Below are 22681 nucleotides of genomic sequence, written 5' to 3'. Positions count from 1 at the left end.
GCGCTTTTTTGGTTTCACTGTGCTGTAAGTGGGCAGTGTTAATGCACTGTCGTCTCGATGTTTAGGCTATCTGTCCAGTGATGAATGGCGCAAGGCTTTCCTAAGTAAAAGCCTTGGTAATAATCCAAATTAAGTTGATACATAGCTTGTAGCTGCACGTCTTCTTCAACCCCTTCTATAATGACTTTTGCTCCCATATGATCCGCTAGATCAACGGCGCTATGTATGGAAAAGGTTTCTCCGGCGCAGTAGTCTAGCAAATAGGAACGATCGATTTTGATGATGTCAGGGCAGAGCTGCTGAACACGTGCGATATCAGAATGTTGGGCGCCAAAATCATCGATAGCAAAGATAAAACCATTTGCTTTCATTAACTGTACGGCTTTGATTAATAAATCCGTATCTCCGCATGACTCTTCGACTACTTCAAAAACTACGTCTGATGGGCTCATACCAAGTTCGGAAAGGCGTTTGTAAAGCAGGCCGTTATCTTTAAAGCCCATGTCTTTGGTTAGTGTGAGTAGCGTTTGAGGCATGACGTTAAGAAACAGTTTGATCGGCGTCCCTGCGAAATAGCGTGCAAAATTTCGAATGTGCATTGCTCTAGATAAAAACTCTACACATAAGCGAAAGTAGGGATCAAGACCATTATTGGCCAGAAACACGTCAGGACGAATTAGGGAACCATCAATGCCACGAATACGCAGTAAGGCTTCCATACCAATAATACGTTGACGTCTATCAAAAATTGGCTGATAAACACTGTGAAAAGTGAATTGATTGAGAACTACGTAATATTCACCAAGATTATCTTGTTTTATGTATCGCTCGTAGTCGGATTGATTCTTTAACTCCATGAAAAACGCCGAAAATTTAGCATCTTGTCAATGTAACAGGGTGCAATTCTGATTTGAAGAATCAAATGTGCCTAATTACATATGCGGTTGAGTTAATTTGAAATGGCTTCCGATTTTGCTTCAATATGGCGAAAAATAAGTGACAGACCAAAACAAATTAAGAAGTAAGCAAGGCCGACAATCAACCAAATTTCAAATATATACCCTGATGAATTTGCCATCTCTGTCCCAACAAACGTCATTTCTTGTATCGAAATCAGTGAAACAATAGAGGTGTCTTTCACCAAAGAGATGGTTTGACCGGCAAGTGCAGGTGTGATTGATTTAAGCACCAGTGGCGCGATAACAAATCGGTATTTCACCCATCGAGACAAGCCCAATGAGTCAGCCGCTTCCCACTGACCTTGGTCGATACTTTGTAAACCACCGCGCACAACTTCTGCAATGTAGGCAGAAGAGAGTAAGCCGACACATAACACGCCAGAGGCAAGGTTTTCCCAAAGGTTCGAAGGCCCAAACAGAAAGTGCTGTAGCGCATTTGGTTCGCCGTTGTAGTTTCGTAGAAGATCTTCCAAACCAAGTAACGGGATCAATTGGTTAGAAATGAAAAAGTAGAAAATAAAAACAAATACCAACGGAGGGATGTTTCTCACTAACTGGATAAACGCATTGGCAGGTGTGCGCAACCAAACGGAACGAGAGAAGCGTCCTAAGCCTAACAAAGTGCCAAACACTAATGCGAAGCTTATGCCCCAAACACTGAGCCTTAACGTCGAAATCAAACCTTGGAAGAAGTAGGGCAAACTACCATCTGCTCTAGGCGTGAAAAGTAATTCAAGCGCCTCTTTCCACTGCCACAAATAATGCACACCAACAGCGGACCGATGGTACAGCCAAACACCACCGATACCGCACATAACAAGTAGTACCCAGTCTAGTGTGTTTAATTGCGGTAAAAGGTAGCCTGTGCTGGATTTCGCGGGTGCTGTGCGAGTGGTAGTGTGTTCGCCCAAAAATTTGACTCCGATAAGTTATGGAAAAGTAAAATGAATGATTGGAGAGTATAGGCTCGCGGCGTCCACGAGCCATTAAGATTACTGGCCTTGCGCGACTTGATCTTGCCAATCTAATGTCGAGAACCAGTATTCATAACGTTGTTTTAACCATCCATCTTGGGTTCTTGCTTCAATCCATTTATTGAAAAAGGCCTTTTTATCTTCTTCCCCCAAACGAACTGCAAAGGCTTCGTTACCTTGTGATAGTCGCTCAGAGAATGGAAGGAATAGTTTGTCGCTGTGTTTCACTGTCTCATGTTCTGGTTTTGGGCTAGAAGCAATGACCGCGTGGGCGTTACCATTCAGCACCTCTTGGAACGCTTGTGCGTCGTCATCGAATTGCAGGATCTTCGCTTTCGGGAAGGTTTCTCTGGCTACTTGAACGGTGAATGCGCCGCGACGAGCCGCAATTTTTACGCGTCGTGAATCAAAATCCGAAAATTCGCTAAAACCAGAGGCGAGTTTTTTGTTTGCTGCTACTTGAACGCCTGAGTGCGAGTAGGGCTCAGTAAACAAGACGCTTTTGGAGCGTTCAGGCGTAACAGACATGCCACTAATGATCACGTCGAACTTTTTCGCCAGTAATGCGGGAATAATGCCATCCCATGCAGTCGGTACGAATTCCACTTTCAAACCTGAATCTTGTGCTAAGCGTTTGGCAACATCGATTTCAAAACCGATTAACTCACCTTGCTTGTTACGCATTGCCCAAGGTACAAATGTTGACATACCAACGCGCAAAGTGCCTCGTTCTTTGATTTGATCTACATTGGGTGTGGCAACACCTTCTTTCGCGAGAGTAGGCATAGCGATGGCTAGCCCTAATAATGCAGTAATGGTCGCTTTGAATAACTTCATGTTATCTCCTTATAATTTGCGCCAACTGGCTCCGAGTTTGTGTTCTAGCCATGCAGACAAGCCAGAAAGTGACAGAGTGAGAGCAAGATAAATTGCTGCCACGGTAAACCAAATTTCAAACGGCATCGCCGTCTCTGAGACGATGTTGCGTGCCTGTGTTGTTAGATCAAAAATCGCCATCACGCTTACAATGGAAGAGTTTTTGATCAAAGAAACCACTTCATTGGTTAATGGCGTTAATGTGCGCTGTAAAACCTGAGGAAAAATTACGTCTTTGTAGGTGTAAAACGGTGATAGTCCGAGAGTTTGTGCTGCTTCGAATTGCCCTTTAGGAATACTGTTTAAACCTGCACGGAATATTTCCGCGGTGTAGGCACCTTGGAAAAGAGATAATGCCAAAACGGCGGTACTGAATCGGTCTAAACCAATCACGGGGCCAAACACGAAGTAGAGTAAATAGATTTGCACCAACAACGGCGTGTTACGTATTACTTCGACATAAGTGGTACCAATAACATTGCCGACTTTCGAATCGCTAAGCCTTAGTAACGCGGTAACCAACCCTAATACTAAGGTAAAAAATAGACTAATAGCCGAGATGTTAAGCGTGACCAATAGCCCATCAATAAGTTCTGCCGGCCACCATTCGCCATCTTCATAAAAAGCGATGTAATCAGGTACGCGCTCCCATTGCCATTGATAGCCCATAGCGTCGGCACCAGAGTCCAACACCCACACAATCGCGATGAAGAGGAGCGTCATTTGCAGTAAAGCTTGAAGGACTGGTTTGATTACGCGAACTATCATCAGTAACTTAAAATTTGGTTCAAAAATGCTTGGGTTCGTGGATGCTGTGGTGTCTCAAATAAGGCGACTGGAGAGTTCATTTCCACGATTTGGCCTTCATCCATAAATACCACGCGGTTCGCTACTTTTTTGGCAAATCCCATTTCATGCGTGACGCAAATCATCGTCATTCCGCTTTGAGCCAGCTCAACCATGACATCCAACACTTCGTTGATCATTTCCGGATCAAGCGCCGAAGTTGGCTCGTCAAACAGGAGTAAATCCGGTTCCATACACAAGGAGCGGGCAATCGCGACGCGTTGCTGCTGACCGCCAGAAAGCTGGATAGGATACTTACTCGCTTGCTCTTCAATATTGACTCGCTTTAGGTAATGTTTTGCGCGTTTTTCAGCTTCTTGTTTTGACAATTTTTGTGTGCGAATCGGCGCTAAGGTGAGGTTTTCCAGTACAGTCAAGTGAGGAAAAAGGTGAAAGTGTTGGAACACCATGCCGATTTTACCGGGCTTGAGAGATTTTGCGTGAGAAGGCTGGTCGAACACATGAAGCTGGCCTCCTTGAATCGATTCAAGATGGTTGATGCAACGAATGAGCGTTGATTTTCCGGAACCTGAAGGGCCACACACCACGACGATCTCGCCAGAATGCACGGAGAAGTTGATGTCTTTTAGAGCGTGGTAATCGCCATACCACTTATTTACGTCGCTAAACTCAACGACGGGAGTATTCTCTTTCAAAGGGGCACGCTATAACGGAAAAATATCCTTTTACAATAGCAAGTTGTGCGCGTAATTTCATTAAGAATAAGCTAATGTTTAGGCGATGATTTTAAGACTCTATTCAGATCGCTTACAAGATACATCCATGTTTCTTTAATGTTGGTGCAGTCTAGAGTATGACTAACTCAGTTCAACGAGATACGGATAACGAACAACAATCGCAACAACAGACATAACCATTAATGTCTGTGCAGAATAGTAGGTCACCATGACAACTTGTCGTGAAAATATTGACCGTCCTCCAAAGCGTTCGAAAGCCAATACGATGCCAGAGATAATAAAGATAAAGCTTCCGAGCACTGCAAAAGAGGAGGATTGTGTTTTCCCACTCAAATAATACTCGATCGAAGCCCAGCACATAGTCATCAGTACCAATATATAACTGGCAACTGGCCGTTTCTCTTTACCGAGATCCGGTCGGAACAACCAGTAGACGCATATACCGAGTCCGAACAAGGCAATTGGTAGCCAAGGTGTAAAATGCCACGCTGACATGATGGCAAAGCCATAACTATAGGAGAGATGGGCAGAGCAAAAGAGCACTAATCCTGTAATGAACTTGTCTCTAGGGAGCATTAATAACACGTCACCAAGCAACGAGAGCGATAAGCCAATCAAAATCCAATGCGCATATGGCATTGGGTAAGCCGGGGACTGAATTAAAATACCAAGCATACAGAGCACTGGTAATGGTTTAGAAACGTAAAAGAGCCATTTAGAGCCTTTACGGATACTGATGATATGTATGAATGCTAATACGACAACAACTAGCCACATAAAGTGTTTTCTCGAACAGACAAAATTATGTAGTACATCACTACAACAAATCAAAACTTAATTAACGAGTTAACTCGTTTTTTGATCTCAATTATTTTTATTTGTGTAAAGCTGGACAGTTGTCTCTTTACTAACCAACACGGCCGATTTTTTGTCTGGAGGGAATCGTTGTTTTTAGAAGCCTCCTCGTTTTGAACGTGATGTGGCTTACAAAATAGCATAAAAAAACGGTATTGTGACTGTTAAGTCACAATACCGTTAAACCCTAGGAAGGGCAGTGAAGAATTGTTGCAGTTATGAGACAGCTAACTCTAAGATTTCTCGGCTACGTTCAAGTGTGATCGCCTGGTTTTCACCTAAAACAGTCATGCCGTGTTTGTTTAGTTGATCAATGATGGCATCGATAGCTTGTTCACGGCTCTCACCATAGTTTTCGAGCTTAGTTGCGACATCAAGTTGATGATAAAACGCTTCGATAGATTCTATTGTGCGCTCTGCTAAATCCTCACCTGCTTCAAGACCAAATACGTTGCGACCCATTTGTTCTAACTTAGGGCGCTTAAACTGCATTTGGTTACGAAGTAACGACGGTTGGACAATTGCAAGAGAACGCGCATGATCAACGCCCCATAGAGCCGTTAATTCATGGCCGATCATATGTGTCGCCCAGTCTTGTGGAACGCCACTACCAATTAACCCATTCAATGCTTGGTTAGCAGACCACATTAAGTTTGCGCGCCACATATCGTCGTCTCGTTCCGCAAACTGTTCTCCGAGTGTTTTTAAAGTTTTCAGCAGTGTTTCTGCGTAACCATCTTGAACCATTGCACCGGTAGGAAGCGTCAAGTATTGCTCACATACGTGCACCCATGCGTCAACAATGCCGTTGATAAGCTGGCGTTCTGGCAGTGTTTTCATTACATCTGGGTCTAACACGGCAAATTTTGGCTGCACTGCTGGAGACATGAACGGAAGTTTGTCTTGAGTTTCTTTTTTAGTGATAACTGCGCCCATGTTTGACTCTGAGCCTGTTGCTGGCAATGTCAAAATTGCAGCTAGAGGCGTCGCTTCAGTGACTTGGTGCTTACCAATCATGATATCCCAACCATCACCATCGTACTTTGATGCCGCTGCTACGTATTTGGAACCATCGATGACTGAACCACCACCTACCGCTAAAATAAAGTCAACGCCATGCTCTTTTACCATTGCGACTGCTTTATCGAGTGTTTCTTTGGTTGGGTTTGGTTCAACACCTGAAAACTCTAGCCATTCATGTCCCTCAAGAGCTTCTGCTACTTGGTCGTACACGCCATTTTTTTTGATGGAGCCACCACCGTATACCACTAAAACTTTTTGGTCGGATGGGATAGCTTCTTTGATTGCAGCGATTTGTTTTTGACCAAAGAAAATCTTGGTTGGGTTTACATAAGAAAAGTTCATTATTAGCCCTCTTGCTTCCAGTGAAGGAGATTGAATACATGCATATTAGTCCTGATTAACGATCGTTAACAGGTCGATTTCTGCAAATAACTTGCCTATTTCTACAAAATTAATGCTCTTGAGCTAGAAAGTTAAAGTCGAGAGGAAGTATAGTGCTCGAAACGATAATAGAGACCAAACTCGTTGGTCATTGATGGAGCGCTCTAATGCACACTCTCGCAAATATCATGCAGCAATATGTTGAAAAGCAGGGGCTGCATGACCTAGAAGGTATGAAGAAAACAGCGATAGATGGCGTATGGTTTTATCGCAGTAGCAAAGGGAATCATCGCCAGCCGTTTGTCTATCAGTCCGGCATCATCGTATTGGGTCAAGGGCATAAGAACATTCATATTGGTGATACACCAGTGCAATATGGGCCCGATGATTACCTTGTTGTCGGGGTTCCCATGCCACTAGAGTGCGAAGCGTTTGCGACAAACAATGAGCCTTTACTTGGCATTTCGATAGATATTTCGCCAACGCTTCTTCATAAACTCGTTAAAAAATTAGAGGGTGAGAAATTCAGTAATAAGTGTCTGGATGCTACCCGTTGCGGCCTTAAGTCGGTACGTATGAATGAAGGTATGTTGGATGCGTGCAAACGGTTAATGAAAGCAATGTGTAACGAGCTTGATGTCATCATGCTTGGCGAGTTGCTTCTTGAGGAAATTGTGTATCGTACTTTGGTGAGCAAAGAGGGGTATGTTTTATTTGACCTAGCACATCAAGAAGGTTCTTACGCGAGGGTAGCTAAAGCACTAAATCGTGTACATCAAGCGTATCATGAACAGTTGAACGTACAAGCATTGGCTGAAGAAGCCAACATGAGTGTGTCTGCTTTCCATCAAGCATTTCGCAATGTCACGCTTGAATCTCCGTTGCAATATATTAAGAAAGTTCGACTTAACAAAGCGCGCGAATTGATCCAGTTAGAGGGGCGACGTGTTAATGATGCAGCGAGAATGGTTGGGTACACGAGCCCATCACAGTTTAGTCGCGAGTACAAGCGGCATTTTAATGAAACGCCAAGGTCAACAAAGGCTTAGTGATCTTTATTTCAAAATGGCGACTTTTTTTACCTTTTTTATTAATTTGCGAGTGACATATTTATTTGAGTTATAAAATTAGTTACTGGTGCCAAATAATAGGTACGTTGTTGCAATCATTTAGTGGATTGTTGCGAGGCGGTGTGGAAAACTCGTAAATAGATAGTGTGAAATCACCAACTTGTACTTAAGTTATTTTACGTCGAAATAAAAGTATAGATGCGCTTCGTTTAGCGCATTTAGTATTGTTTTAACAATAACTTAAGGAAGAGCGATTATGCACCTTAAAAACGGCAACGCAGTGAAAAACGTGTTCACACTAAGCACACTCACCGCTTCTTGTCTTATGGCCTTCAATAGCTACGCAGCAGTTGACTGTGCCCCTCTAGAAACTTGGCAATCATCAAAAGTTTACAACGGTGGCGACCAAGTTCAGCATGAAGGTAATGCTTATAAAGCGCGTTACTGGACGCAAAACAACAATCCAGCGCAATCTGGTGAGTGGGGCGAGTGGGAAACACTTGGCGCTTGTGATGGCACTGGACCGGTTGATCCACCTCAGAATGAAGTCCCGACGGTTACTCTGACATCGCCTTCTGCGTCGGCTTCTGTGACTGCGGGTGATGTTGTTAGCCTAGCTGCAGATGCGGCAGATACTGATGGGACTGTTAGCAAAGTAGAGTTCTTTGTTGATGGTGTATTAGTTGGTCAGGCAACGTCTGCGCCGTATGCTGCATCGTGGACAGCAACTGAAGGACAGCACGAGTTCTCTACCAAGGCCTATGACGATGCAGGTGCCGTTAGTACGGCAAGTGTTGTGACGTTAACTGTGGCATCAGCGCAACCTGGTAACGAAGCGCCGACAGTGGATGTCGTGCTTTCTGCGACCTCTATTGACCTGGGTGGTTCCGTAACACTGACTGCAAATGCTACGGATGCGGATGGTACCGTTGCTAAAGTTGATTTTTATGTTGCAGGTGTACTTGCTGGCACTGCTACAGCAGCGCCATACACGCTGGATGTAACCCCTTCACAAGCTGGCTCATTAAGTGTATATGCGAGAGCTACCGATGATGCTGGAGCAAGAGCAGATTCTGCACTTGCGACGTTAACGGTAAACGGCGGCGCAGTGACATCTAATTGTCGTCCTGATGGTCTTTATCAAACAACGGGTGTAGATGTTCCTTACTGTTCTATTTATGACGAAGAGGGCCGTGAGAAAATGGGGGCTGATCACCCACGTCGTGTAATCGGCTACTTCACCAGTTGGCGATCAGGTGACGACCCACAATCGACTTACCTTGTTAAAGACATTCCTTGGGAACAACTTACTCACATTAACTACGCTTTTGTGAGCATTGGTTCTGACGGCAAAGTAAACGTTGGCGACGTAAATGATCCTAACAACCCTGCTACAGGTAAAACTTGGCCAGGCGTTGAGGTAGATCCTGCTCTTGATTTTAAAGGTCATTTTGGTGCACTAGCAACTTACAAGCAAAAACATGATGTTAAAACGCTAATCTCGATTGGTGGTTGGGCTGAAACGGGCGGTCACTTCGATACGAACGGCGATCGTGTAGCTGATGGTGGCTTCTACACCATGACGACGAATGCGGACGGTTCTATTAATCATGCTGGTATTGAGAAGTTCGCAACTTCAGCCGTTGAAATGATGCGTCAGTACAAGTTCGATGGCCTGGATATTGACTATGAATACCCGACGTCAATGGCTGGTGCTGGTAACCCTTACGACAAAGACTTCATGGAACCACGTCGTCAGTATTTATGGGCGTCTTACCAAGAGCTGATGAAAGTATTGCGTGAGAAACTTGATGCGGCATCCGCGCAAGATGGTATTCATTATATGCTGACTATCGCAGCACCATCTTCAGGTTACTTGCTACGTGGGATGGAAACCTTCGATGTAACTAAGTACCTAGACTACGTAAACATCATGTCTTACGACTTGCATGGGGCTTGGAATGATCACGTTGGTCACAACGCGGCTTTATTCGATACAGGTAAAGACTCGGAGCTAGCGCAGTGGAACGTATACGGCACTGCTGCATACGGTGGTATCGGTTACTTGAACACAGACTGGGCTTACCATTACTTCCGTGGTTCTATGCCAGCAGGTCGTATTAACATTGGTGTTCCTTACTACACCCGTGGTTGGCAAGGTGTTACTGGTGGTGAAAATGGCCTTTGGGGCCGAGCGGCACTACCAAACCAAGCAGAGTGCCAACCGGGCACAGGTGAAGGTGAGAAGAACAACTGTGGTCACGGCGCTATTGGTATCGACAACATGTGGCATGATACCGACCCTAAAGGAAACGAAATGGGCGCTGGTTCTAACCCAATGTGGCATGCTAAGAACCTAGAAAACGGTATATGGGGCTCTTACGCAGCTGCTTACGGTCTTGACCCAGTTAATGATCCTTCAGATAAGTTTGTTGGTACTTATACTCGTCATTACGATAGCGTTGCTGTAGCACCTTGGTTGTGGAACGCGGAGAAGAGCGTATTCCTATCTACGGAAGATAAAGCTTCTATCGAGGTGAAAGCCGATTACGTTATCGATAAAGAGATCGGCGGTATCATGTTCTGGGAACTAGCCGGTGACTACAACTGTTACGTACTGGATGCAAATGGTAATCGTACGGCAGTAGATGCAACTGAACAAGCTTGTGCGGCGGGTAATGGTGAATACCACATGGGTAACACTATGACCAAAGCTATCTACGACAAGTTTAAGTCTGCGACGCCTTACGGTAATAAAGTAGCGACTGGTCCAACACCAACTGAAGCAGTAGACATTACTGTTAGTGTTGGCGGCTTCAAAGTTGGCGATCAAAACTACCCAATTAACCCGAAAATCACGTTTACGAACAACACTGGTCAAGCGATCCCTGGCGGTACTGAATTCCAATTCGATATCCCAGTATCTGCGCCGGACAACGCGAAAGACCAATCAGGTGGTGGTTTGAAAGTAATTGCTTCTGGACATACTCGAGCAAACAACATTGGTGGCTTAGATGGCGTAATGCACCGTGTGTCGTTCTCTCTACCAGCATGGAAAGACTTGCCGGCGGGCGGCACTTACGAGCTTGATATGGTTTACTACCTACCAATCTCTGGTCCGGCTAACTACTCAGTGATTTCTGGTGGTAAAGAGTTTGCGTTTAAGTTTGAACAGCCAGCTCTACCAATTGGTGATCTCAATGCGGGCACGGGTGGTGGTACCACTGAACCAGGTACGTGTGATACGACAGGTTTAGTGACATACCCAGCTCTGCCACAAACGGATTGGGCAGGTAATCCAAGCCACGCTAACCAAGGTGATAAGATCATCCACAACGGTGTGGTTTACCAAGCGAACTGGTGGACAGCGGCTGAACCGGGTACAGATGGTAGCTGGTCAACGGTATGTAACATCTAATTATTATGGATTATTTGTTATAGCCTAATGTTTACAGGCACTTAAACAAAAGCGCACGATGATTATCGTGCGCTTTTTTGTTGTGATAGTTTGTCGTTTAATCGAATTGGTAACTTTCGGGTATGACGACAATACCTTTGTCTGAGATTTTAAATCGCTTCTCATCTTCAAGTTTGTTCATGCCAATTTGAGTATGTGGCGGAATACGAACATGTTTATCAACTATGCAGTTGACCAACTGACTTCCTTCACCGACTTCTACGTCATCAAAAATGATGGAATCGACTACCGTTGCACTATCTTGAATGCGTACATTAGAGGAAATAATGGAGTGCTGTACCGAGCCTCCGGAATTGATGACACCGGTAGCAATGATGGAGTTAATAAAAATGCCTTCATTACCCGTGGCCGACGATACAGTACGAGCTGGTGGAAACTGCGGCTCGTAAGTACGAATCGCCCAATTAGACTGATAAAGGTTCATTGGCGGCACAGGTTCTAGTAGATCCATATTCGCTTCATAGAAGGAATCAATGGTACCCACGTCGCGCCAATAGCAATCTTTATCGACGCGCCCTTTACTGCCACAGAATTGATAAGCGTAAACGGATTCGGTATCAATTAGCTTAGGTATGATGTCTTTTCCGAAGTCATGGCTTGATGAATCGAGTTTTGAGTCTTCTTCAAGCGCTTCTTTCAAAACATCCATATCAAAGATATATATTCCCATAGAAACAAGGCTTCTGGTCGCGCTTCCAGGAAGAGTAGGTGGGGTTTCAGGTTTCTCTATAAACGAAGTAACGAGCCCGTTTTCTGTGGTGCCCATTACACCGAATGCTGAAGCATCCTCTACGGGAACATCCATACAGGCAACGGTGAGCTTAGCACCTTTCTCTTTATGCTCTTCAAGCATTGCGGCGTAGTCCATTCGATAGATATGATCGCCGGATAACACAACCACATACTTTGCATCATTTCGCGATAGCAACCACATGTTGTGATAAATCGCATCGGCGGTTCCTTCATACCATGCACCACCTTTGCGCATTTGTGGTGGAACAGCAGTAATGTACTCGCCTAGCTCTGGATTGAATATCGACCAGCCGTCTCGTAAGTGTTTTTGAAGTGAATGAGATTTATATTGGGTTAAAACAAGGATCTTGCGTAAACCCGAATGTAAACAATTGGTTAGTGTGAAATCTATAATTCTATATTTTCCGCCAAAAGGTACGGCTGGCTTGGTTCTGTCATCGGTGAGTGGGCTGAGTCTAGACCCCATCCCTCCTGCTAAAATTACGGCGAGTGCGTCTTCCATAGTATTCCCTTTCCCTTTTCTGACATGCATCAAAACGGTGCTAACCTGAAGGAGGTGGTATGCAACGCAGAGGTTTTGAAAAGCATGTGCTAATGTGCTTATTAGTGAAAAGTCTACTACAAGAATCGAGCCATAGAATATCTCCTTAAAAATCAAGGAGGTTAAAATTTCACTGTAAGACAACTGCACCATATTAGTGAAGCGCTAAATAGCCCGTGCATCAAATTGGCGCAAAATTGTAGAAAGGAGAAGTCAACAAGTATGGATTTACAATGTAAAGTGGCGACAAAACAAGAAGATAAATAGGGTTTTCTAGCTTAATAACTATGGCCAAACAAGGCTTAGGGTTAGCGTCTTAACTCTAAAGGTCTAAAACAGGCGTGTTGATGTAAGGCAGGAGAGCTTTGTATCAACGATTCAAGAGTAGAAGGCCTGAGACAACTCTTTTCACAGTTGTTGAGAGTGAGTGGATAGGTAAGTAGACCACTCACTCAATGAATATGCTCACTTCACTGATAGCGATACGTTATCACTGCACTAAGAGAGACCGACGATATTTCCTCCATCATCAAGATCTAAGTTCATAAATGCGGGTTTATCAGGTAAGCCTGGCATCGTCATCACGGTACCAGATAATGCATAAACGAATCCTGCGCCCGCACACAAGCGCAGCTCGCGGATTGGGACGGTAAAACCAGTTGGTGCGCCTTTGACTGCGGAGTCTGTGGTTATCGATAATGGTGTCTTCGCGATGCAAACCGCTAAGTTGTTAAAACCTAGATTTTCAAAATGGTTGAGCTGTTCAGTCGCGATAGGAGTCATTTCTATATTGGTTGCGCCATAGCCCCCTTCACATACTGCCATGAGCTTTTCGAGTAATGATTGCTCTTTGTTGTATAACGGACAAAACTCTACAGGCGTGGTACACGCATCAATAACATGTTGAGCTAGTTCCGTTGCGCCTTGTCCGCCTTGCGAAAAAGCGGTGCTGATGGCTACTTTAACTTCGGGATTAAATTGGTGAATCAGATCTTCAAGAGCTTTAAGCTCTTTCACACAATCTTGTGGAAACTGATTAATGGCAACGACAGCAGGTAAACCGTATTTATGAACGTTATTTATGTGCCATTTTAAATTTTCAAACCCAGCCTCCAATGCTGCTTGGTCCGGATTAAAAATGGAATCTGGAATAGCCATACCTGGTCGTAAATCGTAGTGTCCAGAATTCGCTTTGAGGCCGCGTAATGTTGCTACGATCACTACACAGTCCGGGGCTTTGTTGGCGGCAGCAGCTTTAATGTTACACGCTTTCTCGAATCCCATATCCGAACCAAAACCGGCTTCAGTTACCGTGTAACCTGATAGTTTTAGCGCAATATCGTCCGCGATAATGGATGAATTTCCATGGGCGATGTTTGCAAATGGACCTGCATGGATCAACGTAGGAACACCTTCTAGAGTTTGCATCAGTGTTGGTGCAATCGCCTCTTTTAGTGTTACTGCCATTGCTCCTGCAACTTGTAGATCTTCCGTAGTGACGGGGTTTCCGTTCAAATCGTACGCTACGACAATTTTCCCGATACGTTGACGTAAATCTTTTAAATCTTTGGCTAGTGCAATGATAGCCATTAACTCGGAAGCGGCTGAAATATCGAACCCTTCGTCACGCTCGAAACCATTGATGGTTTTTCCTGCATCATTGAGGCCAATTTTGACTTTACGTAGTGCACGATCATTATGGTCCATCACTCGTTTCCAAGTAATACTGGCCGTGTCGATTTTAAGTGCTCTTAACCCGGTACGTGCTTCAAAGGCATCATAACCTTCGCGTTGCTCATGGAACAAGCGAGCGTCAAGAGCGGCTGAAGCAAGGTTGTGCGCCGCTGTCACTGCGTGAATGTCACCAGTAAGGTGTAAGTTTAACTCTTCCATTGGAGCTACTTGAGAATAACCACCGCCCGCTGCGCCACCTTTAATACCGAAGACGGGTCCCATCGAAGGTTGCCTTATACATGCAATAACAGATTGATTAAGCTTTGCTAAACCTTGCGCCAATCCTATCGTCGTAACGGTTTTTCCTTCGCCAAGAGGAGTCGGCGTGATCGCAGTGACGAGTACAAGTTTACCGTCATCATTTGCTTTGAGTCGTTCCAAACATTTTGGGTGGACTTTGGCTTTGTGCTTCCCGTGAGTGTCATACTCTTCGGGCAATAGTCCTACTTTTTCCGCGATAACATCAATAGAAGAAAGTGGTGTGTTTCGGCAAATTTCGATATCTGACTGCATGGAGAATCCCCAAAGTGGCACACAGGTAGCGTTGAAAAACTACCTGAGTTATAACGAGTATTATTGTGAGGCAAAGGTCTGCTTGGTGATGGTACTGTTTCGGTTAGGCTTGTAAAGAGTTTACTGCTTCGTATTGTGCGACATACTAACAAAATCTACTCGTTACAGTGCTAGATAAAAACAAAAAGGCCACCAAATGGTGGCCTTGATATATTTTCAGCTTTAAAGCTGTCGTTTTAACGATCCCAATAAGTCTCTTCTAAGCTATCTTCTCGTTCAGGAAGCGCTCGCGATAGGCGAGGAGAGTGCTGCGTCAACACTTCATAGCTTACTCGGTTTGCGTATTTACAGATCTGAGAAAGCGAGGAGTAGGTTAAGCATCGTACTTCGTGCTTTTCTGAGTTAGGCACTTCTTTTTGGTGGAAAGAGTTTGCTGCCATGTCATGCAGTAAGGCTGAAAGGGCTGCATCACCTGCACCATTAGTGTTCTTAATCTCTAATGGTCCACCAAGGTAAGGGCCGATGTGAGAGTAGACCTTCATTGGGTTTTGACAGTCTTCTTTACGCATCGCACGACTAAACTCGTACTGGTTAAAGGCTTCGAGGGAGCTTTCAAGGATGTCGTGTGTGGTTTCTCGTTTTACTTTCTCGTCGGTGTAACCAGCCATGTACAGACCATTTGGTCCTGCTGTACAAAGTACGAGATCAACCCACTCAAGTGCTTTATCAGCAGCTGCTAGCGGCTCTGTTTCACCTGTTAGCGCCGCACCTTCTTCTTCATTCATAGCGACAACAGAAATGTTTTCGCGAATGTATTCTTGCCACCACTGTGCGTTGCCTTCGATAACGTACTTCGTCCCTAACGTAAGTACAACAGGGACATCGCGCTTCTTAGCAAAGTCGATTGCTCTTTGTACCGCTTTAGGCATTGGATCTTCTTCTTTACCACGCATTAGGTAAGAAGAAACAACCAGGGCTGATGCTTTCTCAAAGATCTCTTCAGGAATGCTTTCCGGAAGTAGTTGATTCATATGACCTTCGTTGATAGCAAATGTACGCTCACCGTCTTGAGAAATTAGGGTGTAGCAGCGACCAATAGGGCCATCTACCGTTTGTAAATGGTTAAGGTTCATGCGTGAAGACGTACGGCAAAGGTAGCGGTAAGCAAAAGAACCGACTTGAATGTTCTTAGACATCACACCGAGCAAAACGGATTTGCTATCGGCTAAAACTGAGTAGTTGTGAAGAGTATTGCCAATCGTGTCACCTGGGTATTGGTGTGTGATCAGGCCTTGCTCAACCAGTTCTTCGTAAAGAGCATCTGCTTTGCTTTCTTCAAGAACGAGCGAATGTCCTTTACTCAGGTTGTATTTCTCTAAAAACGCGTCATCTACACGTGCTTCGATATCTACAATGGTTTGACCGACACCAACAATAGTTGGGCGATATAGCTTAGGTGCCTGTCGGATTTGGTTTACTAATGGATCTCGAGCGTGAGTTGGGAAGTAGTGTTTAGATTTACGCTGACCAGGAAACTTCATGCTTGTTCTTGAGTGAGAAAAAAAAGAGGCGGGATTGTATCACAAAAAAATGAAAATCGTGGCGATTTATTACAAAGAAGTCTGCTCGCTGAAAAAATCAGCGAGCTGAGTAAATAGCAACCAAAGCAGCTGCAATTTATGACGCTTGTCGTATTGCAATGGGTTGTTTTTTAAACTTGTTGCTCAGCAGCGCCCGGAAAGAGCCTGCTCCGCGCTAACTAAATTTACCCGCGTTACTTTTTCACTTCAGTTGGCTCAACGTAAGCCTTGGTACCCCAAAGTGGGACTGTCGAAAGGCTATGTTTAAAACTACCATCGGTCTCTTTTGTTGTATAAGACAAGTAGAGTAAGGTTTGGTTATCGGCATCATAAATACGGCGAACCTTCATTGTTTTGAAGAAAATGCTTTTTGACTTCTTAAATACAATTTCACCGGACTTACTCTTATCTATTTTTGCAATCATTTCCGGTGTGATTTCGCCAGTCTGACGACATGATATTGAGCTATCACTTGGATCTGCTAAGCTGAAATCCGCTTCGATAGAGGCGATGTGACATGTGACACCTGTTACCACCTCGTCTTTCAACTCACCGACTTTGATGTCTTTAGATAAAATCTTTATTACCAACAGTATTGCAGATTGTGATATGATGTTATTATCTCATTGATTTTCAGTAGGTTATAATGATAGGCGAAGAAACTTTAAGAGAAGAGATTTTTCAATACGATAAAGCGAAGTTCAAAGGCATATGTGTACCTTATGCACGTTTTTCGACAAAAGGACAATCGAAAGTCGGCAAAAAGTCTCTTGAGCGTCAACTATCAAAAGCGAGGGAGTATGCTAAACGTAATAACCTCTTTATTAATGAAGACCTTATTTTTACTGACAAAGGTGTTTCAGGTTATTCAAACCAAGGTGAGCTTTCAAAAGCCTTTAAAAAAGGGCAGATGGCAACGATGCTTTTGCTGCTCGAAGAAGTTCCTCCAGAAGAGCGTGATAATGTCTACATTACTTTTCATAACTTCGACCGATTTAGTCGAATGTCACCTGATGCAGCTCAGGCGCACTTCAACAAAATCCTGAATCGTGGATTCAAAATCGTCACGACTATCGACAACCAACTCTATGATCGTAGGGATAAAGGTATGTCGAATATGCTCATCTCTATCATCAAAATGACAACCGCTTGGCAGGAGAGTTTAAACAAGTCGATCTATATTACTGATGCGTTGAGCAGAAAGAAAAAGGTCATTGAATATCTTTACAATCACCCATCCCAGAAGGGCAAACATAAGCATATAGGTGTGGTGCAACCGTCAATACCTAGATGGATAGATCAAGAAAATATTACTTATGAGTACATTGATGCAGATGGTTCAAAGCGTACAGACACGTTTAAGAAATTCTCTCTTAATCAATATAAAGCAGAAGTTGTAAGAAAAATCTTCGAGCTGAAAATTGCTGGGCTTGGTTATACAAGAATTTGCCAAAAACTTAACAATGATGGTGTTGAAGTCTTTGAGCAAGGCAGATTCAAAAAAGCTAAGAAATGGCACCCATACGCAGTCCAAAATATCATCACCTCAGATAAAGTGCTAGGTCACATTACGTTAAAGGAGATGGTAACGGAAGAATATCACTGTAAAGAAACTGATGAGATTAAGACTAAAAAAGTCAAGAAAGAAGTCACTTCAAAATTAGAGAATTATTATCCATCAGTTGTTGATGAAGAAGTGTTTAGACTAGCAAACGTGCTTAAGTTTCAAGAGAAAAAGGGAAAGCCGCTAGGGCGCATCGGTGAGAGAACAAACATCTTCGCAACGTTTATGAGTTGCTATTGCGGCTCAACGCTTCAATATAGCCGTTCCCAAATTAATAAAAGATCGAACAAAGCACCTGTATATCGAGAGCAGTTACGATGCAATAACGCTTTGGTTAAGAATGGATGTTTTGATGATTACATAAACTATGTAGAACTAGAGCAAGCATTTTTCAAATACGTCCATCATATTGACTTTAGAGAAGTGTGTTTAGTCGGTGATAAGTCACTTGAGACAGAAATCAAGAACCTTCAAGCTGAAATTACATACCTAAACGGACAAAAGAAAGAGTTAAAGTTAAAGAACTCAGGTCTTGAAAAGACGTTTGAATCAGCAATTAGTCAAGGTCTCAACGCCGACTATGTTCTTGTTGCACTAAATGAAGCAAAGAAAAGTGCTGACCTAATCGAAACTAAAATTAGTGACCTGAAAGTTCGAATCACTAAGTTACAACTATCTCTCGATTCAAAAGAGTCTGATTTTCTTGATATTGTTGAATATAGTAAGAGAATAAAAAACTCATCGACCGAAACCAAAATAATGATGAGAAAGAAGTTAAACGACTTCTTACATTCAAAGATTAAATGGATGGAGGTCTGTTCCTCAAAACATAGCAAATTTGTGATTTTATGCTTTCACGACGATGTGATTAGAACGTTCGCATATAGTGAAAACTATGCAAATGATTTAATGTTCAACACGATAAAGATCAGTTACGAAGTAGAAGATTCTCAACTTAACTATGAACTATTTCTTATCTACATTCATCAGATTAAACGTTCGTTACGAGGGGAAACTGAAGTCGTTTCTAATGGAGATCTTATCGAAGCTTTACAACGTCTGAAGCGTAAGTTCTACGCTGGTAAAGGGATTGATTATGTTTGATTATGACAAGAGCATATTTGACGGTATCTGTATCCCATATGCTCGTTTCTCAACAACGGAGCAAGACAAAGTAGGTCGAAAGTCGCTAGAGCGTCAGTTAGAAGAAGCGAAACGCTACGCAAGTCAAAACAACCTTTATATTAGCGATGATCTCATATTCACTGATAAGGGTGTTTCAGGCTTTGCAAAGCAAGGTCAGCTCTCAAAGACGTTTGAAAAAGGCCAAATGGCGTTATTGCTCGACGTGCTAGAAGATGTGCCATTTAAAGAGCGTGAGAACATATATCTATGCTTTCACGCATTTGATCGATTCTCTAGACAACATCCAGAAGTTGCTTATGAGCAGTTTTCTAGAATCTTAAAGCGTGGATTTAACATCGTAACAACTATTGATGATTGTTTGTACTCAAGTAAAGAAGCAGATCTTGAAAGTATGCTTATATCAATCATCAAAATGTCTAGTGCGCACTACGAGAGTGAGGTTAAGAGCGTATACGTGTCTGATGCTCATAGGCGCAGAAGAGAAATGTTAGAGTATCTTTACAATCACCCAACGCAGAAAGGGAAGCATAAGCATATTGGGCTAAAGCAATCAACAACTCCGCGATGGATTATTGAATCTGAAATCATTTATGATTTTGTTGATGATAATGGAGTAGCAAGAAAAGACTCGTTTAGTAAATTTTCGTTAGATGAAGCAAAGGCCGAAATTATCAATCAGATTTTTGATTGGAAAATTCAAGGCTTAGGTCATACGAAGATATGCCAATTACTAAACCAAAAGCAAATTCCAACTTTTGAAGATGGAAACTGTAGAAAAGCTGAAAAGTGGCACACTTTTGCGATCTCTAATTTGTTCAAAAACAAAAGCACAATAGGTACATTCACGCTTAAAACTGTAGAAGACGAAGAATATTTTTGTGAATCTGAGCGTATTTTTAAAACACGTTCAAACAAAGTAGATGCGACTTCTGAAATGGAAAATTACTTTCCTGCTGTTGTAACCGTTGAAAAATATGAAGCTGCATTAAAAATCATTGCGATGAATAATAAAGGGGAAAAAATATCAGAGCCAGAAGACAAAACGCACGTTTTCTCAAAAGTGTTGAGGTGTGCCTGTGGTGGTCGTCTGGTCTTTAAAGGTACGAGAAAGACTGGCAAAAGCGAGAAAGCTGATTGGTTTGAGTACCTTCGATGTGAAAAAGCAATTCTGAAAGATGGTTGTGATGCAGAGAATATTATTTACAAAGACTTTGAAATGGCATTTTTACGCTTTGCCACATCTTCAAACTATACTGTTTTCTCTACGACGCAATCTAAGCTGAAAACGAAACTCAAAAGACTCAGCATAAAACAATCTTATTTGAACGGTGAAAAAGAACAGTTGTTACTAGAAGCAAAAGGTTTGAATAAAACTTTTGAAAGTATAGTGACACAGAATCTTGATGCAACTCTATTACTTGATTCAATCTCAAAAAATAAATCTTTACTAAATACCGTACAAAATGAACTTGTTAAAATTGAAAATCAGGTTAAAGGCGTTGAAAGAGAATATGAAAAATCAGGAAAGCCAATCGACAAACGAATAATTAAAAAAGAGCTTCGAAGCGAGGACTATTCGAAGCGATTGTTGATGAGAAAAGCAGTAAATCAACAACTAAGAAAAAATGTCGTTCATATGGAAGTTTGTTCAACGAAATTATTGAAGTTTGTGATTGTGTGTTTTGACGATTATGTAATTCGCACGTATGCGTATCAAGATGAATTTTCATCGGACTTAATGTTTAACTTTATCAATATTAACGTTGAAAATCTTGATGAATCAGAGGCATATGACTTAATAATCCATTTGTTTAAGGAAGTAAGGATTTCCCTTTCAGGAGAGAACGCAGTAATTACTAACTTTGATTTGAAAGTCCATTTGTCTGGAATAAAGGAAAAATATTTGAAATAAGTTAAAAGTTCACTGACTTAAAGGTGTAGAAGTACACCATTTATACGAAACGAACGAATTGATTATGAGTTTTTAAATGGTATTGTTGGGAACTAGATTAAAATATAGACACAAAAGTCGGTCGTTTTTTAGCCATATATTGTATATTACATAGTTGATTAAAAATTTGGGAGGGGACTTTATGGCGGTAACACATTACAGCGTCTATCGCTCAGAACATTACAAAAGAGTCAAGCAAGCGATAGACAATGCTATTGAACGTAATTCTATAAACGTTTCGAAACGATACTACTCGAACACACCTGAATTAAGTGAAAACAAAACATTTGTTCACTACTTATTAGATGAACTAATAGAACAATTTGGTGCAAATTACTATTACAGAACAGAAGTAGTAGAAAGTTTGAATCCTGTGAAGTCTCAAATACACAAACAACTCGAAGCAGATCAGCTTTCTATAACTGGATTTGAACAACTATTTGAAATCAATGTGAGATATATTAAAAATCTATATCCTGCTAGGTTCAAATCATTTGAAACCATTGATGAGCTATTTGTGTATCTTATGAGATTTCCAACAATTTCATATATGTTTGATTGTGAAGTATACAATAAGAAGGATGCATTCAAGAAATTAACATTAATTAATGATAATCATTTATAGTAATCAATTGTAGTACCCCATCATCGATCTTACGCATCCGATGATGGGGTAGTCACGACTAGATCTTACTCTGTTGAACTGGTGACTCACAATTGGGCATTCGAGACTATCCTTAATTCTGTTTAACTGTCTAAACTTAAGCCTTAAAGGCTAAGGATGGACAGTATGGATAAGAAAGCACTTGAAGCTTTTGCCCGTGAAGCTGCTAAATCAATCAAGACCGAATCTGATCTTAATAACTTCCGTAAGAAGTTAACCAAGGTGACTGTTGAGACAGCATTAAATGTTGAGCTTGATTAGTACCTTGGCTACGAAAAATACTCCCAAAAACCAAACTCTAATTCCCGCAATGTCTACTCTTCCATGTCAATTATCACTGATGATGGCGAAGTACGCGAAGCAGAAGTGTTCGTAGTGATCTTAGGGGCGTAAATTACACCTATGTTGAAGCCTTCTCAAGCCAAGGAAAGTCTTACTGATTAGAAGCGCACGCTAATGCGTTCGAGCACTTCGGCGGCATATCGCAACTCTTGGTTCCCAATAATCTGCGCAGCGCGGTCACCAAAGCTAACCGTTATGAGCCAAGGCTTAACGACAGTTATCAAAAACTGGCGTAATCCGAACTCTTAGAGTAAAAATAGGGAAAGAGAAAAGTGCTGGTTCAGGTGTTCGCAATCGCCGAAATACGCAACATAAGAAAAACGTTCAGTTGACTAAGTAAGGTTTACTGGAAAGATAACACAATTCGGTCACTAGGTTACTTTCTCAAGTCGTGAATGAACAGGTTATAGCGAATTATGTTAGGCATCAGGGTGAACAGGATTCTGGTCAACTCCGCACGAGTTGTAACAGTAGATACCCCGTGCATGTACGGGGTATCTACTTCTTATGGAAGTTTTCTGTTCTCTATACATTTCGAGGAAGTTAGCTAAGCTAGGCAGGTGGAGTTGATAAACTAGAGGCTAGCGTTATATCGACGAGGTGTGCCTAAACCCTGAAAAGAACATAAACGAGCGATTACGATTACTTAAATATGTGCGTGATTGTACTTGTTGTAGTTAGTGGCTTCGTAACGAGGTTTAGGCATAGGAGCATGGTGACTGACTAGAGTAGC

General features: G+C 42.5%; 15 protein-coding genes and 3 pseudogenes. 7 read left to right on the top strand and 11 right to left on the bottom strand.

Features of this window, described 5'->3' with window-relative positions; translation table 11 throughout:
- Positions 1-38 precede the first annotated feature (38 nt).
- From R7P35_RS04470 to R7P35_RS04440, 7 genes are all read right to left on the bottom strand, one after another.
- On the bottom strand, positions 39-857 hold the full coding sequence (locus tag R7P35_RS04470; protein ID WP_017820958.1) for an EAL domain-containing protein: 819 nt from the start codon (positions 855-857) through the stop codon (positions 39-41).
- Positions 858-949: 92 nt separating this feature from the next.
- Positions 950-1870, bottom strand: coding sequence for an amino acid ABC transporter permease (locus tag R7P35_RS04465; protein WP_205461045.1), 921 nt, complete (start codon positions 1868-1870; stop codon positions 950-952).
- Between the two features lie 81 nt (positions 1871-1951).
- Complete coding sequence (locus tag R7P35_RS04460; protein WP_205461044.1) at positions 1952-2770, bottom strand: transporter substrate-binding domain-containing protein; 819 nt, start codon at positions 2768-2770, stop codon at positions 1952-1954.
- 9 nt (positions 2771-2779) lie between these two features.
- A complete protein-coding gene (locus R7P35_RS04455) occupies positions 2780-3577 on the bottom strand; it encodes an amino acid ABC transporter permease (RefSeq protein WP_054865350.1) in 798 nt (265 codons plus the stop codon).
- The gene (locus R7P35_RS04450) at positions 3577-4311 is read right to left on the bottom strand and encodes an amino acid ABC transporter ATP-binding protein (RefSeq protein ID WP_005386072.1); all 735 of its coding nucleotides are present in this window, start codon (positions 4309-4311) and stop codon (positions 3577-3579) included. The genes R7P35_RS04455 and R7P35_RS04450 overlap by 1 nt, the downstream gene beginning before the upstream one ends.
- 162 nt (positions 4312-4473) lie before the next feature.
- A complete protein-coding gene (locus R7P35_RS04445; protein ID WP_005376394.1) occupies positions 4474-5130 on the bottom strand; it encodes a lysoplasmalogenase in 657 nt (218 codons plus the stop codon).
- Between the two features lie 294 nt (positions 5131-5424).
- A complete protein-coding gene (locus R7P35_RS04440; protein ID WP_005386076.1) occupies positions 5425-6573 on the bottom strand; it encodes an iron-containing alcohol dehydrogenase in 1149 nt (382 codons plus the stop codon).
- A 206-nt stretch (positions 6574-6779) separates the two neighbouring features.
- On the opposite strand from R7P35_RS04440, the gene R7P35_RS04435 reads away from it, so the two are divergent.
- Positions 6780-7661 carry an AraC family transcriptional regulator gene (locus R7P35_RS04435; RefSeq protein WP_042520813.1) on the top strand — a complete coding sequence of 294 codons (882 nt, stop codon included), beginning with the start codon at positions 6780-6782 and terminating at the stop codon, positions 7659-7661.
- Between the two features lie 277 nt (positions 7662-7938).
- On the top strand, positions 7939-11100 hold the full coding sequence (locus tag R7P35_RS04430; protein ID WP_318091734.1) for a chitinase C-terminal domain-containing protein: 3162 nt from the start codon (positions 7939-7941) through the stop codon (positions 11098-11100).
- Positions 11101-11197: 97 nt separating this feature from the next.
- Here R7P35_RS04430 and glgC read toward each other — a convergent pair whose 3' ends face one another.
- The 4 genes and pseudogenes from glgC to R7P35_RS04410 all read right to left on the bottom strand — a co-directional run.
- Entirely contained in the window at positions 11198-12415 is a 1218-nt protein-coding gene (gene glgC, locus R7P35_RS04425; RefSeq protein ID WP_017634185.1) for a glucose-1-phosphate adenylyltransferase, read from the bottom strand.
- Between the two features lie 537 nt (positions 12416-12952).
- Positions 12953-14701, bottom strand: coding sequence for a formate--tetrahydrofolate ligase (locus R7P35_RS04420; protein WP_042520819.1), 1749 nt, complete (start codon positions 14699-14701; stop codon positions 12953-12955).
- A 236-nt stretch (positions 14702-14937) separates the two neighbouring features.
- Positions 14938-16242, bottom strand: a complete 1305-nt coding sequence (locus tag R7P35_RS04415; RefSeq protein ID WP_042520821.1) for an inosine/guanosine kinase — start codon at positions 16240-16242, stop codon at positions 14938-14940.
- Positions 16243-16475: 233 nt separating this feature from the next.
- Positions 16476-16850 (bottom strand): annotated as a pseudogene (locus R7P35_RS04410) (CreA family protein); the annotation flags it as partial.
- Positions 16851-16927: 77 nt separating this feature from the next.
- On the opposite strand from R7P35_RS04410, the gene R7P35_RS04405 reads away from it, so the two are divergent.
- From R7P35_RS04405 to R7P35_RS04385, 5 genes and pseudogenes are all read left to right on the top strand, one after another.
- The gene (locus R7P35_RS04405) at positions 16928-18949 is read left to right on the top strand and encodes a recombinase family protein (protein WP_213904463.1); all 2022 of its coding nucleotides are present in this window, start codon (positions 16928-16930) and stop codon (positions 18947-18949) included.
- The gene (locus tag R7P35_RS04400; RefSeq protein WP_213904464.1) at positions 18942-20903 is read left to right on the top strand and encodes a recombinase family protein; all 1962 of its coding nucleotides are present in this window, start codon (positions 18942-18944) and stop codon (positions 20901-20903) included. The genes R7P35_RS04405 and R7P35_RS04400 overlap by 8 nt, the downstream gene beginning before the upstream one ends.
- Positions 20904-21084: 181 nt before the next feature.
- A complete protein-coding gene (locus R7P35_RS04395) occupies positions 21085-21567 on the top strand; it encodes a hypothetical protein (protein WP_213904465.1) in 483 nt (160 codons plus the stop codon).
- Between the two features lie 165 nt (positions 21568-21732).
- Positions 21733-21960 (top strand): annotated as a pseudogene (locus tag R7P35_RS04390) (transposase); the annotation flags it as partial.
- Positions 21946-22181: pseudogene (locus R7P35_RS04385) on the top strand (IS21 family transposase); the annotation flags it as partial. The pseudogenes R7P35_RS04390 and R7P35_RS04385, both read left to right, overlap by 15 nt.
- Between the last annotated feature and the right edge of the window lie 500 nt (positions 22182-22681).

The sequence above is a fragment of the Vibrio sp. Vb0304 genome, from assembly GCF_033338995.1.
Classification (GTDB): domain Bacteria; phylum Pseudomonadota; class Gammaproteobacteria; order Enterobacterales; family Vibrionaceae; genus Vibrio; species Vibrio alginolyticus.
This window is presented reverse-complemented; position numbering and strand designations above follow the sequence as displayed.

Coding starts and splice junctions, on each gene's coding strand:
- R7P35_RS04470 (WP_017820958.1), bottom strand. CDS start 857: ATGGAGTTAAAGAATCAATCCGACTACGAGCGATACATAAAACAAGAT.
- R7P35_RS04460 (WP_205461044.1), bottom strand. CDS start 2,770: ATGAAGTTATTCAAAGCGACCATTACTGCATTATTAGGGCTAGCCATC.
- R7P35_RS04455 (WP_054865350.1), bottom strand. CDS start 3,577: ATGATAGTTCGCGTAATCAAACCAGTCCTTCAAGCTTTACTGCAAATG.
- R7P35_RS04445 (WP_005376394.1), bottom strand. CDS start 5,130: ATGTGGCTAGTTGTTGTCGTATTAGCATTCATACATATCATCAGTATC.
- R7P35_RS04440 (WP_005386076.1), bottom strand. CDS start 6,573: ATGAACTTTTCTTATGTAAACCCAACCAAGATTTTCTTTGGTCAAAAA.
- R7P35_RS04435 (WP_042520813.1), top strand. CDS start 6,780: ATGCACACTCTCGCAAATATCATGCAGCAATATGTTGAAAAGCAGGGG.
- R7P35_RS04430 (WP_318091734.1), top strand. CDS start 7,939: ATGCACCTTAAAAACGGCAACGCAGTGAAAAACGTGTTCACACTAAGC.
- glgC (WP_017634185.1), bottom strand. CDS start 12,415: ATGGAAGACGCACTCGCCGTAATTTTAGCAGGAGGGATGGGGTCTAGA.
- R7P35_RS04420 (WP_042520819.1), bottom strand. CDS start 14,701: ATGCAGTCAGATATCGAAATTTGCCGAAACACACCACTTTCTTCTATT.
- R7P35_RS04415 (WP_042520821.1), bottom strand. CDS start 16,242: ATGAAGTTTCCTGGTCAGCGTAAATCTAAACACTACTTCCCAACTCAC.
- R7P35_RS04405 (WP_213904463.1), top strand. CDS start 16,928: ATGATAGGCGAAGAAACTTTAAGAGAAGAGATTTTTCAATACGATAAA.
- R7P35_RS04400 (WP_213904464.1), top strand. CDS start 18,942: ATGTTTGATTATGACAAGAGCATATTTGACGGTATCTGTATCCCATAT.
- R7P35_RS04395 (WP_213904465.1), top strand. CDS start 21,085: ATGGCGGTAACACATTACAGCGTCTATCGCTCAGAACATTACAAAAGA.